Origin of the sequence: Muricoccus vinaceus, from assembly GCF_042433125.1 — a bacterium.
GTDB classification, from domain to species: domain Bacteria; phylum Pseudomonadota; class Alphaproteobacteria; order Acetobacterales; family Acetobacteraceae; genus Roseomonas; species Roseomonas vinacea.
This window is the reverse complement of record NZ_JBHLVZ010000019.1, coordinates 69,833-83,438: the sequence shown is the minus strand read 5'-3', so window position 1 is coordinate 83,438 and position 13,606 is coordinate 69,833. Positions and strand designations below refer to the sequence as shown.

Sequence of the window (13,606 nt, the reverse complement as noted above, 5' to 3'; positions counted from 1 at the left end):
CGTGAAGGTTGGAGATCCCCGGCCGCGCCATGACGGGCGGGCACGGCACGACACGGCTGCGAATAGCTCAGCACCGCCGCAGGACGACAAAAAAGGACAAAACCGAGAGTCCCCTCCAGCCCCGGTCCCCAGGCTGGTCGCGCTGCGCTCCCCCTTCCGGCCATGCCAGATGGTCCCCCGGATACTCTGGCGAAGGTCGTGATGCAGCGGCTTTGTGGCACGGTTGACAGGCTTCGATCAGCGGCTCCAAGGCCACCCACAGCACATCCGCCAGCACCATGCCCCACCCCGCCTGCCCGCCCGCCGATCAGGCCGGAGCGGGCGCCGCTCAGCCGTGATGCGATTGAGGCCCTTTCGCCGGGACGTGGTATGCAATGCCCGATTCCTCCTGGAGCCGTGCCGTGTTCGCCCAGATACACGCTCGCCCTACTGCCGCTCTCGCCTTGTCCCTGCTGGATGCCGGCTTCCTTGTTCTCGCCTGCCTCGGCGGGTTGCTTCTCGTCGGCTGGGAACACCCTGTTGGCCCGGCAGCCTTGGTCTTCCCCGCGGCCGACTTGCTCTTCCTGTATGCCATGGGACTGTACCGCCGCGAGGCGCTGGTTGAGACCGGCGAGACCCTCGGCCGCGTACCCATTGCGGCTGGTATCGCCGGCCTTGTCGGCTGGGCTGTCACGGCAGCCTTGCCGGCGCCGCTTGGCACCCCTGACACGCACCTGCTGTTCGCCGCCGCCGTACCATGCTTTGCCGCAGCTGGGTTGACCGCGCGCCTGGTGCTCCACCTGCTCCGCCGGAGGGGTGCCTTTCGGCGTCGCCTCTTGGTGATCGGCGCTGGCCGGCGCGCCTGGGACCTCGTGTGGCTGTTGCGGCATGAGGCGCGGACGCTCGCCTTTGACGTCGTCTTTGTGCATGACGCCCGCATGGGAGAGCTTGATGCCCGCTTGGCGGCGAACCCGGCCCACGAGATCGTTTCTGGGCTGGAGAGCCTCCTCCCCGCTGTCCACAGAATAAACCCGGATCAGATTGTGGTTGCTCCGGACGAGCGGCGGGGCTTAGCCATGGAGGGCCTGCTGGCCTGCCGGATGGCCGGCTATCCCGTGAGCGAGTACGCGCAGTTTCTCGAAAGGGAGATCGGGCGGATCGATCTCAAGCGCCTGGATCTCAACTGGCTTCTCTACGCCGATGGTTTCGTGATCGGGACCATGGACCGTATTCTCAAGCGAATGCTCGACCTCGCGGTGAGCATCGCAGTTCTGCTTGTCACGGCTCCCACGCTGCTGGTCGCCGCTCTGGCCGTGAAGCTCGGCGATGGCGGCCCGGTGTTCTACCGGCAGGATCGGGTATCGCGCGGAGGGCGCGTGTTCCGCATCGTCAAGCTCCGCACGATGACAACGAATGCGGAGCAGGGCGGAGCGGTTTGGGCGGCAAAGGCCGATCCGCGCATCACCGCGGTTGGCTCTCTGCTCCGTCGAACCCGCCTGGACGAGTTGCCGCAGCTTTTCAATGTCCTGCGCGGCGACATGGCATTTGTCGGACCAAGGCCCGAGCGCCCTGAATTCATTCATGAACTCGCAGCCAAGCTGCCGCTGTACGAAGACCGCCACCTGATGCGTGCTGGCCTGACCGGCTGGGCTCAGGTCAACTATCCTTATGGCGCGTCGCTGAACGATGCGCGCTCCAAGCTCAGCTACGACCTCTTCTACATAAAGAACTTCAGCATCCTGTTTGACCTTCGCATCATCCTGCAGACACTTCGCGTCGTTTTCTGGCCTGGCGGGGTTCGATAGGGATGGTGCCACCGAGCTTCCAAAGAATACTTGCACAGAAACCATTGTCGCTTGGGCACACCGGTTCGAGAGGCGAAGGGGCAAAACTTCCTCCGTCCATCGATCCATTTGCGCGGCGTGGTCACGCCCCCGGTCTGGAGGCAAGTTGATCCGGCCGGCCTCTTCCCACGGGTGGAGGCCGAGCGGCCAGACGTCCCAGGTCTGACGGCACTGAGATCGGCACGATGGATCCATGCCGCGGCCACCTGGCAGGAAAGCACGGGCCGAGAGACAGTTACCCAGGTGTTCAAGAGCCCGACCCATCCACGCATTCCGGCGGTGCTCTATTCATCCGGAGACCGGGATTGGGTCAGCGAGGCAGCGATGCCCGCGATCACGCAATCCACAAAGGCTGTGAAGCTGCTTTCCATCGGCATCTCCGCGCCATTCTGCCAGCGCAGGATGAATGCGCGGTTCACGAGGCGCGGCAGATGGCGCACCAGGGTTGGGAAGCGCTCGGGATCGACCGCCTCCAGACCGGCGCGGATCCCGGCCTGCCAGCCCGGAAGGTCCTCGGTCGGCAGCCGCGCCAGTTCCTGGGTCACGAAGCCCACCAGGGCGGCCTGCACGGTGTTGTAGGTCTCGCAGATTCGTTCCGGCCGCACGCCTGCTTCCTCCAGCGCCGAGAGGATCGCCTCCACGAGAGGCAGGTCGGGCCGAAGATTCGAAACCGCGTCGGCGCCGATCAGCGGCGCTGTGTGCGGATGCTTTCGCATGGCCGCGCGGAACCGGGTGAACAGGCCGCGCAGCCGCGCCTCCCAACCCTCCTCCGGCGCTTCGGGCGGCACGACGCCGTGCAGCACATGTGCAACCACCTCGGCAATCACGGCATCCCGGTTGCCGACGTGCCACACAACGACGTTCGCATTCACCCCGAGCGCGCGCGCCAGGCCGCGCAGGCTGAAGGCCGGCAGCCCGCCGCGGTCGATCTCGGCGAGCGCGGCCTCGATGATCGCCGATCGACTCAGCCCAACTGCGACAGGGGCGGCCCGGCGCCTCGCCTTCTCTCTCGGCATGCATTCCATCTAACGCCCATGGCACCGCCACGAAAGTCTCTTGATCGTCGCTCAAGAACTGCGTCAGACTGCGCCTGACCGATGGGGAGCCTGCCTTGCCGACCACCGCACCGAAGGGGCCGGGCTACGGCCTCCAGGCCTTCTCCCGCCCCGTGGATGCGCCGCCGCTCCCGCGCATCGCGCGTGGCGAGGGAATCTGGCTGATCGACACCGAGGGCAACCGCTATCTGGACGCCTCGTCCGGACCGGTCGCCAGCAATCTGGGCCACGGCCACCCGCGCATCATCGCGGCAATCGAGGCGCAGGCGCGTCAGGCCGTGTTCGCCTATCCCAGCCAGTTCGAGAGCGCGGCGAACATCGAGTTCGCCGAACGCCTGGCGCGCCTCGCGGGGCCTGGCCTGGACCGCGCCTTCGTCGTGTCCGGAGGATCGGAAGCGGTGGAGAGCGCCATCAAGTTCGTCCGCCAGCACGCCGTCGTCACAGGACAGGCCTCGCGCTGGAAGGTGATCGGGCGCCAGCCCGGCTATCACGGCAACACGCTCGGGGCGCTCGGCGTGTCGGGCGACGCGCACGCGCACGAAATCTTCGGGCCCATGATGCGCACCGTGCCCCGCGTGCCGGCGCCCCTCACCTACCGGCTGCCGCCCAATCACACGGTGGAAAGCCATGCCCGCAACTGCGCCGCTGCCCTGGACGAGGCGATCCGAAGCGAGGGGCCGGAAACGGTGCTCGCCTTCATCATGGAGCCGGTCGGCGGCCTGGCGACGGGCGCGCTGGTCGCGCCCGACATCTACCACGCCCTGGTGCGGGAGATCTGCACGCGGCACGGCGTGAAGCTTATTTTCGACGAGGTGATGAGCGGTGCGGGCCGGACCGGCCGCTTCCTCGCCGCCGATCACTGGCCCGGTGCCCGGCCGGATATCGCGGTGCTCGCCAAGGGCCTCTCCGCGGGCTACGCGCCGCTCGGCGCCGCATTGGTCTCTGCGGAGATGGTGCAGGCCGTCAATGCGGCCGGCGGCTTCATGCACGGCTTCACCTACAACGCCCATGTGATGAACTGCGCCGTCGGCGCCGCCGTGCTGCGCGAAGTGGAGGAGGCCGATCTCGTCGGCAACGCGGCGCGCATGGGAAGCCTGCTCCGCGACAGGCTGGAGGACCTGGCCAGCCGCAGCGCGCTGATCGGAGACGTGCGCGGCAAGGGACTGCTGCTGGCCGTGGAGCTGGTGGCGGACAAGGAAACGAAGGCCATGATCCCGCTGGAGCGCGTGGCGCCGGAGCGGGTGAAGGCTTTGGGGATGCGGCACGGGCTGGCACTCTACTGTCGCCGCACCTCGCGCGGGGCCTATGGTGACTGGCTGATGATCACACCGCCGCTCACGATCACGGCGGAGGAGGTGGAGCTTCTCGTCGGGCGCCTCGCCGCCGTGCTCGACGATTATGCATCGGAACTGCGGGCGGAGGGCATCCTCCCCTGACACCTTCCAACCGGGACAGCGAGGTTCAGGACATGCGTACCACCGTCACGCGTCGCGGCGCGCTCTTGACCGGAGGCGCCCTCCTCGCGGCGCCTTCCCTCTCGCGGGCCCAGCGCGCCGATCCGCGGGTGCTGCGCTTCGTGCCGCAGGCGGCCCTGTCGAATCCCGACCCGGTTTCCTCCGTCTCCGGCGTCTCCGTGAACCACGGCTTCTACGTCTTCGACACGCTCTACGGCGTGGACGCGCGGATGCGCCCGCAGCCGCAGATGGCGGAGGGCCACAGCGTCTCGGATGACGGGCTCACCTGGACCATCCGCCTGCGCGAAGGCCTGTTCTTCCACGACGGGGAGCCGGTGCGCTCGCGCGACTGCGCCGCCAGCATCCGCCGCTGGGGCAATCGCGACACCTTCGGCCGGACGCTGGCGGCGGCGGTCGCCGAGTACCAGACCCCGGATGACCGCACCCTCGTCATCCGCCTGCAACGCCCCTTCCCGCTGCTCCTGGACGCGCTGGCCAAGCCCGGCACCGTGCCCGCCTTCATCATTCCCGAGCGCCTCGCCGCCACCGACGCGCTGCGGCCCCTTCCGGAGATCGTCGGCTCCGGTCCCTACCGCTTCGTGGCCGACGAGTTCATCCCCGGCAGCCGCGCCGCCTACCGCAAGTTCGAGCGCTACGCACCGCGCCCGGAGGCGCCGGAATGGACCGCCGGCGGCAAGGCGGTGAACTTCGAGCGGGTGGAATGGATCATGCTGCCCGACCAGGCGACCGCGGCGGCGGCGATCCAGTCGGGCGAGGTGGACTGGTGGGAGCAGGCGGCGGCGGACCTGATCCCGCTGCTGCGCCGCAACCGCGACATCGCCATCGGGAACGGAGATCCCGCCGGCTACATGGGCGTGCTGCGCTTCAACCACCTGCACCCGCCGTTCGACAAGGCGGAGGTGCGGCGCGCCGTGCTGGCTGCCATCAGCCAGCCGGACTTCATGGCGGCCGTCACCAACAACGATCCCAGTGCCTACAATGTCTGCCACTCCTTCTTTCCCTGCACCACGCCCTACGGCCGCGCCCCGTCACCCGACCCGATGGCGGGAGCCGGGCTGGAGAAGGCGCGTCAGATGCTGCGGGCCAGCGGCTACAACGGAGAAAAGGTCACCTTTCTCAACCCGTCCGATTTCACCTCCATCGCGCCGCTCGGCCTGATCGCGAACGATCTGCTGGAGCGCATCGGCTTCAACATGGATTTCGTGTCCACCGACTGGGGAACGGTGCTCGGGCGCGTCAACAACCGGAACCCGCCGGCCCAGGGCGGATGGAACCTGTACCCTGTCTGGTGGAGCGGCATGGGCATCGTTACGCCGACGCAGAACGCCATCCTCCGCGGCCAGGGCGCTGGCGGCTGGAGTGGCTGGTACGAGAGCGCGGAAATGGAGGCCCTGAACGAGCGCTGGCTCTCCGCGCCGGACGAGGCGGCACGGATGGCACTTGGCGAGCGGATGCAGGACCTCGCGTTCCGGGACGTGCCCACGGTGCCGCTCGGCCAGTTCTTCATCCGCACGGCCTACCGGCGTTCGCTCACCGGCATGCTGGAAGGGCCACGCCCCGTGCCCTGGAACATCCGGCGCGCCTGAGATGCTCCCTCCGGTCAGCGGCTATCTCGATCGCCTGTCCCGCCGCCCCGGCGGCCGGGTCACCGCTCATGTGAGCCTGCGCGAGCCAGGCCCCTGCCGCGCCCGGCTCGTGCGCGTCGTCTCCGGCGATCCGAACCCGCAGGGGCCAGGCATGGATCTCCGCCCGATGCCGGAAGCCTTCGACCACGCCTTCAAGGGGATGCACCAGCCGGCACGGCTCGGCTCCTTCGGGCACGTGTCGCCGGCGCCGCGCTTATCCGGTGCGGAGCCCAGATGCTGGGCCGTGCTCGTGCAGCAGCTCGCTGCCTTGCCCTCCGCCACCGTCCTCTCGGCCGGCGGCGTCACCCTCCGCGCCGGTGCCGGGGGCGCCGAGGCGGAGATCGCGGTGGGTGGGGCCTCGGCACGGCTCGCCACGGGCGTGCCGCTGCGCCCGGGGGTTTGGTACCGCCTCTGGCTATCCCATGACCCCGGCACGGGGCGCGTGCTGCTCGGGCAGACCGCCCTGGGCGGCGGCCTGGCGAGCGCCGGGGCGGAACTGCCGCAGGGCGATGCGCCGGTAGCGGACAGCGTCACCTTCGGCGCGCATGGGGGTGCGGTCTGCTCGGACCACTTCACCGGCAAGGTCGAGGATCCGCTGCTTCTCGCCGCCTTTGTCGCCTCCTGGCCGGATGCGCTGGAGCCACCGCCGGGCGAGTTGCGCGCCCGCTGGGACTTCTCCGTGGGCATCGGGGGCTGGTCCTTCGCCGACCGCGGCCCGGACGCCCTGCACGGCACCTTCCACAACGCCCCGACCCGCGCCGTGATCGGCGCGCGCTGGTCGGGCGCCGAGACATGCTGGCGGCATGCCCTGGCCGACTACGCCGCCGTCCACTTCCACGCGGACGATCTGGACGACCTGGGCTGGACACCCTCGTTCCATTTCGACATTCCCGCGGATCTGCGGAGCGGCGCCTACGCCTTCCACCTGACCTGCGCGGGCGGCGAGGACTGGCTGCCCTTCTACGTACTGGCGCCGCGGGAGGGGCCGCACGCACCGGTCGCCTTCCTCGCCTCCACCTTCACCTACCAGGCTTATGCCAACCACACGCGCGGCAACGCCGACGATCCCTACCGGGAGCGTGTGGCGGAATGGGGCGCCTATCCCCTCAACCCGGACGACGTTCCGGACTTCGCGCACTCGACCTACAACCGCCATCCCGACGGCAGCGGCGTCGCGCTCTCCTCCCGCCGGCGGCCGGTCCTGACGATGCGGCCGGGCTTCCTCACCTTCAACGACGCCAAGGGTTCGGGTCTGCGCCACTACCCCGCGGACACGCATCTTCTGGCCTGGCTGGAGGCACGTGGCATCGCCTTTGACGTGATCACCGATGAAGATCTGGACGACGAAGGCACGGATCTTCTCCGCCCGTACCGCGTGGTGCTCACGGGCTCGCATCCCGAGTACCACACGGAGCGGATGCTCGACGCGCTGACCGCCTATCGCGACACCGGCGGCAGGCTCTGCTATCTCGGCGGCAACGGGTTCTACTGGCGCATCGCGCGCGATCCCGCCCGCCCGCACCTGATCGAGGTCCGCCGCGCGGAAGGCGGCATCCGTGCCTGGGCCGCCGAGCCGGGCGAGTACCACCACCAGCTGGATGGCACGCTCGGCGGCCTCTGGCGCCGCAACCGCCGGCCGCCGCAAGCCCTGGCAGGGGTGGGCTTCAGCGCGCAGGGATTGTTCGAGGGCACCTTCTACCAACGCCTGCCGGTCAGCCACGACCCCGCACATGCCTGGATGTTCGAGGACGTGCCGGAGGTTTTCGGAGGCCATGGGCTCTCCGGCGGCGGCGCGGCCGGCTTCGAGCTGGACCGCGCCGACGAGCGTCTCGGCACGCCACCCGGCACTGTCATCCTGGCGCGTTCGGGGCCACCGCCAGACTCCTTCGTGACGGTGCCCGAGGAACTGCTCTCCCACATCGCGACCGTCACGGGCGAGAGCCCGGAGGCGCTGAAGCGGGCGGAGATCGTTTACTTCGACGTGCCCGGCGGTGGCGCCGTCTTTGCCGTCGGTTCCATCACCTTTCTCGGCAGCCTCTGGAAGGACGGAGCATTCGGCGGCCCTGTCTCGCGGCTGCTTGAGAACGTCGTGCTTCGCTTCTCGGAAGTGGACCAGCACTGAGACAATCCGGGCCCGACCCCACCGAACAGGGCGGGCGCTGAATCCGAATGGCGGATTCCATGGCGGCCGGAGGTGCCGCCATGGCGGACCTGCCCTGGCTGGTGAGGGCATGGCTGCGCCGGACCGCGCCCCCACGTCCCGCTCTCCCACGAGGTGCCGCGGGTGGATGACCAGCGGGAGGTCCGCGGCGTCCTCCAAGTCATCCGCACCGGGCCGCTCTGGCGCGACGCCCCGCCCGACCGCGGTCCGCCCGGCCCGGCCGGAAAGCCCCGAACCTCGCCACGAGCCACGCTGGCGTCAGGGCCGGAGCCGCAAGCCTTGCACGCGGATCAACCCATCGGCGTTCGGTACGAATCCCTCCACCCGCTCGCTCAGGCCCCAGAGCCAGGTGTAGTGGTAGAGGATCACATGCGGCATGTCGGCGCGGTAGAGATCCACCACCTGCCGGTACAGCGGGATCCGCCTCGCCGGATCGGCCAGCCCGCGCGCCTCGCTCAGCAGCGCCTCCATACGCGGGTTGCAGTAGCGGCCGAAGTTGAACGGCCCGTTGCAGGCGAACCAGATCGAGAGGTTGGCGTCCGGATCCGACCGGCCGCTCCAGGTCAGGAGCGCCGCATCGAAATCGCCCGCCTGGTTCTTCTGGGTGCCGGCATTGCTTTCCACCTGCTCGAGCCGCACGTCGAAGCCCGCCTCACGCGCCATGGACTGAATCACTTCTCCGATCTGCCCGTCGATCGGCGTGTTCGCCAGTTGCAGCGTGAAAGGAACCCGCCCCACGCCTGCCTGCCTCAGCAGCACCCGCGCCGCGGCCGGGTCCGCGCCCCCGACCGGATGCATCGGGTTCCAGTACTGTGCTTGCGGCGGCTCGGTCTGGTTGCTCGGCACGAACAGGCCGTTGAACACGACCTGGTTGATCGCCTCCCGGTCGATCGCCTTCTCGAAGGCCTGCCGAACACGCGGATCGCGGCCCAGCGGCGTCTCGGCGCGCGGGCCATGCGCGACGTTGAACTGCAAGGTGCGATAGGCCGCCGCGACATGCCGGGCCAGCCGGAGACGACGATTCGCCTGCACCTCCGCCACGTCGGTCGGGGCGATCTGATCAACGATCTGCAACTGCCCGGACCGCAGGTTGAGCAGCCGCACGGTGCTGTCCGTGATGGGCCGGTAGACGATCCGGTCGACCGTGACGGCACCGGCGTTCCAGTAGCCGTCGAACCGGTCCACCACGATCCGGTCCTGCGCCACGCGCTCGGTGAAGGCGAAAGGCCCGGCACAGACCGGCCGCTGCCCGATCGCATCCCCGCGCTGCTGGATGGCCGCGGGCGAAAGCATCATGCCCGACCTGTCCGCCAGCGCCGCCAGCAAGGGCGCGGACGGCACCGAGAGCCGGAGGCGCAGCGTGAGGGGCTCGACGACCTCGACGGCTTCCAATGCCGCCAGCTCCGCCCGGCGAAGGCTGCGCGGCATGGTCCTGAAGCGATCCAGGTTGACCTTGGCTGCTTCCGCGTCGAAGCCCGTGCCGTCCTGGAACTTCACGCCCTCCCGCAGATGCAGGGTGAGCACGCGCTGGTCGTCCGACCATTCCCACCGGGTCGCGAGCTGCGGCACGTAGTTCATCTCGGCGTCGGTATCGATCAGCTTGTCGCAGAGTGCCGCGAAGACGTTGCGGTCGACGAAGTTGCCGCTCTGCGCGGGATCCAGCGGGCCGGGATCGCCGGCCAGGCCGATGTTGAGAACCGTCGCGCCCCGCGCCGGGGCGATGGCGGGCACGAGTGCCGCCGAGGCCAGGGCGGCGGTGAGCAGGACGGGCCGGAGGAGGTTCGGGACGGTTCGCATCAGAAACCCTTCAGTTCTCGCCGGCGGCTTGGCCGCGGGTTGAGCGTCTTTTCGGTGGCGCGGCCTGGAAACCATCCTCGCTGCGCAGAAGGCCGGTCGCGCTCAGGGCGCCGCAGGGTTTTCCTTGCACCAGCGCGCGATCGCGGCATGGGTGGCGAACCAGCAGCCGCCGCGTGCCCTGGCATGGGCGATCAGCCGCTCCAGCACCGGCATCCGGGAACGGTGGCCCGACACATGCGGGTGCAGCGTGAGGAGGAAGAGCCCGCCCTCCTCCCAGGCCGCGTCGAACTCCGCCGTGAAGATCTCCAGCACCGCGGAAGGCGGCGTATAGGGGCGGAGCGCGCTGAAGCGGACGAAGTTGTAGTAGACCGCATCATCCCGGATCCATTCGGGCGGCAGTTCGACCACCCCCGTCGGCTCCCCGTCTGCGACCAGCTCATAGGGATCGTCGTCGGCCATCAGGCTGCTGTCGTAAAGCAGCCCCAGCTCGCGGATGATCGACATGGTGTCCACGGAGAAATCCCAGCTCGCGGTGCGGATGCCGACCGGCCGGGTGCCGCTGATCTTCTCCAGCGTGTCGGCCGCGCGGAAGGTCAGCTCGCGTTCCACGCCCTCCGGCAAGCGGGTATTCGCCTCGTGAATCCAGGAGTGGATGCCGATCTCATGCCCCGCCGCCGCCACGGCGCGCACCTCATCTGGGTAGAGCAGGGCGGAAACGGCGGGGTAGAAGAAGCTCGCCGGAACACCTTCCCGCTCCAACAGGCGCAGGATGCGCGGCATCGCCCGGCGGTTGCCGTACTGCCCCTGGCTGATCCGCATCGGGCTCTCGTCGGCGTCGCGCAACGGGATGGTGTCGTGGTCGGCGTCGAAGGAGAGCGCGACGGCGCAGCGCGCTCCCTCCGGCCAGGCGCGCGGCGCCAGGCTGCGCCCGGCCCGTGCGCGCCCGACGATCCGGCGCCAGGTCGGCTCGGGCCATTGCCAGGGCTCGCCCTCGGGATGGGGAGTTTCGTTCATCGGGATCGCTCCGCTTCGGCCCACGATCCTCGGGTGCCCCCTTGCGAAAGGCAACACGGGCCACCCTTCCCAGCGCGCCCGGATCGGGTAACCCTGCCGCCCCGGCACGATGCCGGATGACGATACCAGGGGCGAGGGCGATGGCGGACGCGGCGGGCGAAAGGGTCCTCATCTGGGGTGCGGGCGCCATTGGCGGCACGGTGGGCGCCTTTCTCCGCCGGGATGGCGCCGACGTGTGCTTCGTGGACGTGGTTCCCGAACATGTCGCCGCCATCCGCGACCCCGCCCGTGGGCTGCGCATCTCCGGCCCGGTGGCGGAGTTCACCGTCTCCGCCCCGGCGATGCTGCCGGCCGAGGTCCGGGGAAGCTGGAACCGCATCTTCCTCTGCGTGAAGGCCCATCACACCGAGGAGGCCTGCCGCGCCCTCGCCCCGCACCTCTCGCCCGAAGGCTACGTCCTCTCGCTGCAGAACGGACTCTGCGAAAGGGTGATCGCCGGCATCGTCGGTCCGGCGCGGACGATCGGCGCCTTCGTCAACTTCGGCGCGGACTATATGGAGCCCGGCCACATCCTGCTGGGCAACCGCGCCGCCGTGGTGCTCGGCGAGCTGGACGGCCAGGAAACGCCCCGGCTGCAAGCCCTGCTGGCCACCCTCCGCCGCTTCGAGCCGGACGCCATCCTCACAAACGACATCCACGCCTATCTGTGGGGCAAGCTGGGCTACGGGGCCATGCTCTTCGCCCAGGCGCTGGGCCAGTCAGGCATCGCCGACAGTTTCGCCCGCCCGGAGCTGGAATCCGCCTTCCGCCGACTTGGCGAGGAAGCCGTCACCGTCGCCCTCGCCGAGGGCGCCACCCCCCGCGGCTTCAACGGCTTCGACCCAGACGCCTTCCGCCCGGGCGCCCCGCCCGCCGCAGCACGCGCCTCCATCGCCGCGATGGAGCACTTCAACCGCGGCAGCGCGAAAACGCATTCGGGGATCTGGCGCGACCTGGCCGTGCGCCGCCGGCGCACGGAGGTGGACATGCAGGTCCTGCCGGTGATCGAGGCCGGCGCCGCCCACGGCATCCCCTGCCCTGGCCTCCGCAAGCTCGCCGCCATGATCCACGAGATCGAGGATGGCCGCCGCCCGATGACCGACGACAACCTGCTGGAGCTGATCCCATGACGCTGCGCTTCGACGGCGAGGTGGTGGCGGTCAGCGGCGCCGGCCACGGCCTCGGGCGCTGCATCGCCGAAAGCTTCGCCCGCCTCGGCGCGCGGGTCTGGGGCTGTGCTCCTTCAGTGACCGGCGCTTCGCAGGACGGCATCACGATCGCTGCGGTGGACCTGACCGACCGCGCCGCCGCCGCCGGCTGGGTCGCCGCGGTGGAGCAAGAGGCAGGCGCCCCCCTGTCCATCCTCGTGAACAACGCGGGCGGCGTGGCAGGCCAGGTGTTCCAGCCGGTCGAGGAGGTGTCGGACGAGGACTGGGACCGGATCCTCGCGATCAACCTCGGCGCCGCCTTCGCCCTCTGCCGCGCGGCCGCGCCGGGGATGAAGCGGGCCGGGCGAGGACGGATCGTCAACATCTCCTCCGGTGCCGGCCTCCAGGCCTCCCTCACGGGCATCCAGAGCTATTGCAGCGCCAAGCACGCGGTGGTCGGCCTGACGCGCCAGCTCGCCCATGAGCTCGGCCCGTACGGAGTGACCGTGAACAGCGTGGCGCCGGGCTTCATTCCTTCCAACCCCGCCAGCAACGCCCAGTGGGAGAGCTACGGGGAGCAGGGCCAGCGCGACCTCGTCTCGCGCATCGCGCTCCGCCGCCTGGGCACGCCACAGGACATCGCGGATGCGGTCCTGTTCTTCGCCAGCCCGCTTGCCGGCTTCGTCAGCGGCCAGGTCCTTTCGGTGGATGGCGGGCGCTAGCCCCCATCACGTCAACCCCAGTCGCCTTCCAGCAGGTCCCGCGTCTCTGCCACGGCCACGTCCCAGAGGCGGAGCATCTCCTCGTCCGGCCGCTGGTAAAGCCCGCCGAAGTTGCCATCCCCAAGCTGCGCCCGCACCCCATCCGGCGGCAGGCCGCGCAGGCGGGCGAGATCCGTCATCGGCTTGGCCTCCGCCGGCGGGGGCGCCGCATCCGGCAGCCGCGTCCAGGGGAAGTTCTCCATCCAGCTCGCATGGCTCGCCACGGGGTCGATCGCCGTCACGGCCGCCAGGGTGCGCGGCGCCCGCCACCAGTCGTGCCAGCGGGCGCGGCAATCCGGGTAATCCCCCATGAACTCCAGCGCGGCCGCCGCCCCCGGCGCGTTGCCGCCATGCCCGTTGCACAGCAGGATGCGCCGGAACCCCTGCGAATACAGGCCCCGCAGCACATCCTTCAGCACCGCGAGGTAGGTGGAGGCGCGCAGGCTGACCGTCCCGGGATAGGCGGCGAAGGACGGCGTGATCCCATAGGCCAGCACCGGAAACACCGGCACGCCGAGCGGCCCGGCCGCCTCCGCCGCCACGCGCTCGGCCAGGATGCTGTCCACGCTCAGGCTCAGCCCGGCATGCTGCTCCGTGCTGCCCAACGGCAGGACGCAGCGGTCGTCATGGGCGAGCCATGCCTCCACAGCCCGCCAGTCCATCCCGGCGATCCTCATCGCGCGCACTCCGGTTGACGCATGGCAAAGG

The 13,606-nt window shown here is 69.8% G+C and carries 10 protein-coding genes; 6 read left to right on the top strand and 4 right to left on the bottom strand.

Annotated features, from left to right (window positions below; genetic code table 11):
- Positions 1–374: 374 nt before the first annotated feature.
- A complete protein-coding gene (locus tag ACFFIC_RS10250) occupies positions 375–1,784 on the top strand; it encodes a TIGR03013 family XrtA/PEP-CTERM system glycosyltransferase (protein WP_377050066.1) in 1,410 nt (469 codons plus the stop codon).
- 323 nt (positions 1,785–2,107) lie between these two features.
- Here the strand turns inward: ACFFIC_RS10250 and ACFFIC_RS10245 are convergent, their stop codons facing one another.
- On the bottom strand, positions 2,108–2,839 hold the full coding sequence (locus ACFFIC_RS10245; RefSeq protein ID WP_377050065.1) for a TetR/AcrR family transcriptional regulator: 732 nt from the start codon (positions 2,837–2,839) through the stop codon (positions 2,108–2,110).
- A gap of 95 nt (positions 2,840–2,934) precedes the next feature.
- Here ACFFIC_RS10245 and ACFFIC_RS10240 point away from each other — a divergent pair, with 95 nt between their 5' ends.
- The 3 genes from ACFFIC_RS10240 to ACFFIC_RS10230 are packed head-to-tail and all read left to right on the top strand — an operon-like array spanning position 2,935 to position 8,100.
- Entirely contained in the window at positions 2,935–4,314 is a 1,380-nt protein-coding gene (locus ACFFIC_RS10240) for an aminotransferase family protein (RefSeq protein ID WP_377050064.1), read from the top strand.
- Between the two features lie 32 nt (positions 4,315–4,346).
- The gene (locus ACFFIC_RS10235; RefSeq protein ID WP_377050063.1) at positions 4,347–5,939 is read left to right on the top strand and encodes an ABC transporter substrate-binding protein; all 1,593 of its coding nucleotides are present in this window, start codon (positions 4,347–4,349) and stop codon (positions 5,937–5,939) included.
- A gap of 1 nt (position 5,940) precedes the next feature.
- Positions 5,941–8,100 (top strand): N,N-dimethylformamidase beta subunit family domain-containing protein, encoded by a 2,160-nt coding sequence (locus ACFFIC_RS10230; protein WP_377050062.1) that lies wholly within the window; start codon positions 5,941–5,943, stop codon positions 8,098–8,100.
- A 297-nt stretch (positions 8,101–8,397) separates the two neighbouring features.
- Here ACFFIC_RS10230 and ACFFIC_RS10225 read toward each other — a convergent pair whose 3' ends face one another.
- Positions 8,398–9,936 (bottom strand): ABC transporter substrate-binding protein, encoded by a 1,539-nt coding sequence (locus ACFFIC_RS10225; protein ID WP_377050061.1) that lies wholly within the window; start codon positions 9,934–9,936, stop codon positions 8,398–8,400.
- Positions 9,937–10,038: 102 nt separating this feature from the next.
- A complete protein-coding gene (locus ACFFIC_RS10220) occupies positions 10,039–10,950 on the bottom strand; it encodes a polysaccharide deacetylase family protein (protein WP_377050060.1) in 912 nt (303 codons plus the stop codon).
- A gap of 140 nt (positions 10,951–11,090) precedes the next feature.
- Here ACFFIC_RS10220 and ACFFIC_RS10215 point away from each other — a divergent pair, with 140 nt between their 5' ends.
- On the top strand, positions 11,091–12,119 hold the full coding sequence (locus ACFFIC_RS10215) for a ketopantoate reductase family protein (RefSeq protein ID WP_377050059.1): 1,029 nt from the start codon (positions 11,091–11,093) through the stop codon (positions 12,117–12,119).
- Positions 12,116–12,859 carry an SDR family NAD(P)-dependent oxidoreductase gene (locus ACFFIC_RS10210; protein ID WP_377050058.1) on the top strand — a complete coding sequence of 248 codons (744 nt, stop codon included), beginning with the start codon at positions 12,116–12,118 and terminating at the stop codon, positions 12,857–12,859. The genes ACFFIC_RS10215 and ACFFIC_RS10210 overlap by 4 nt, the downstream gene beginning before the upstream one ends.
- A gap of 11 nt (positions 12,860–12,870) precedes the next feature.
- Here ACFFIC_RS10210 and ACFFIC_RS10205 read toward each other — a convergent pair whose 3' ends face one another.
- The gene (locus ACFFIC_RS10205; RefSeq protein WP_377050057.1) at positions 12,871–13,575 is read right to left on the bottom strand and encodes a creatininase family protein; all 705 of its coding nucleotides are present in this window, start codon (positions 13,573–13,575) and stop codon (positions 12,871–12,873) included.
- Positions 13,576–13,606: the final 31 nt, after the last annotated feature.

What these genes read in the sequence shown, in the direction of transcription:
- ACFFIC_RS10205 (WP_377050057.1), bottom strand. Translation starts at nt 13,575, where the DNA reads ATGAGGATCGCCGGGATGGACTGGCGGGCTGTGGAGGCATGGCTCGCC.
- ACFFIC_RS10215 (WP_377050059.1), top strand. Translation starts at nt 11,091, where the DNA reads ATGGCGGACGCGGCGGGCGAAAGGGTCCTCATCTGGGGTGCGGGCGCC.
- ACFFIC_RS10230 (WP_377050062.1), top strand. Translation starts at nt 5,941, where the DNA reads ATGCTCCCTCCGGTCAGCGGCTATCTCGATCGCCTGTCCCGCCGCCCC.
- ACFFIC_RS10245 (WP_377050065.1), bottom strand. Translation starts at nt 2,839, where the DNA reads ATGCCGAGAGAGAAGGCGAGGCGCCGGGCCGCCCCTGTCGCAGTTGGG.
- ACFFIC_RS10220 (WP_377050060.1), bottom strand. Translation starts at nt 10,950, where the DNA reads ATGAACGAAACTCCCCATCCCGAGGGCGAGCCCTGGCAATGGCCCGAG.
- ACFFIC_RS10250 (WP_377050066.1), top strand. Translation starts at nt 375, where the DNA reads ATGCCCGATTCCTCCTGGAGCCGTGCCGTGTTCGCCCAGATACACGCT.
- ACFFIC_RS10225 (WP_377050061.1), bottom strand. Translation starts at nt 9,936, where the DNA reads ATGCGAACCGTCCCGAACCTCCTCCGGCCCGTCCTGCTCACCGCCGCC.
- ACFFIC_RS10210 (WP_377050058.1), top strand. Translation starts at nt 12,116, where the DNA reads ATGACGCTGCGCTTCGACGGCGAGGTGGTGGCGGTCAGCGGCGCCGGC.
- ACFFIC_RS10235 (WP_377050063.1), top strand. Translation starts at nt 4,347, where the DNA reads ATGCGTACCACCGTCACGCGTCGCGGCGCGCTCTTGACCGGAGGCGCC.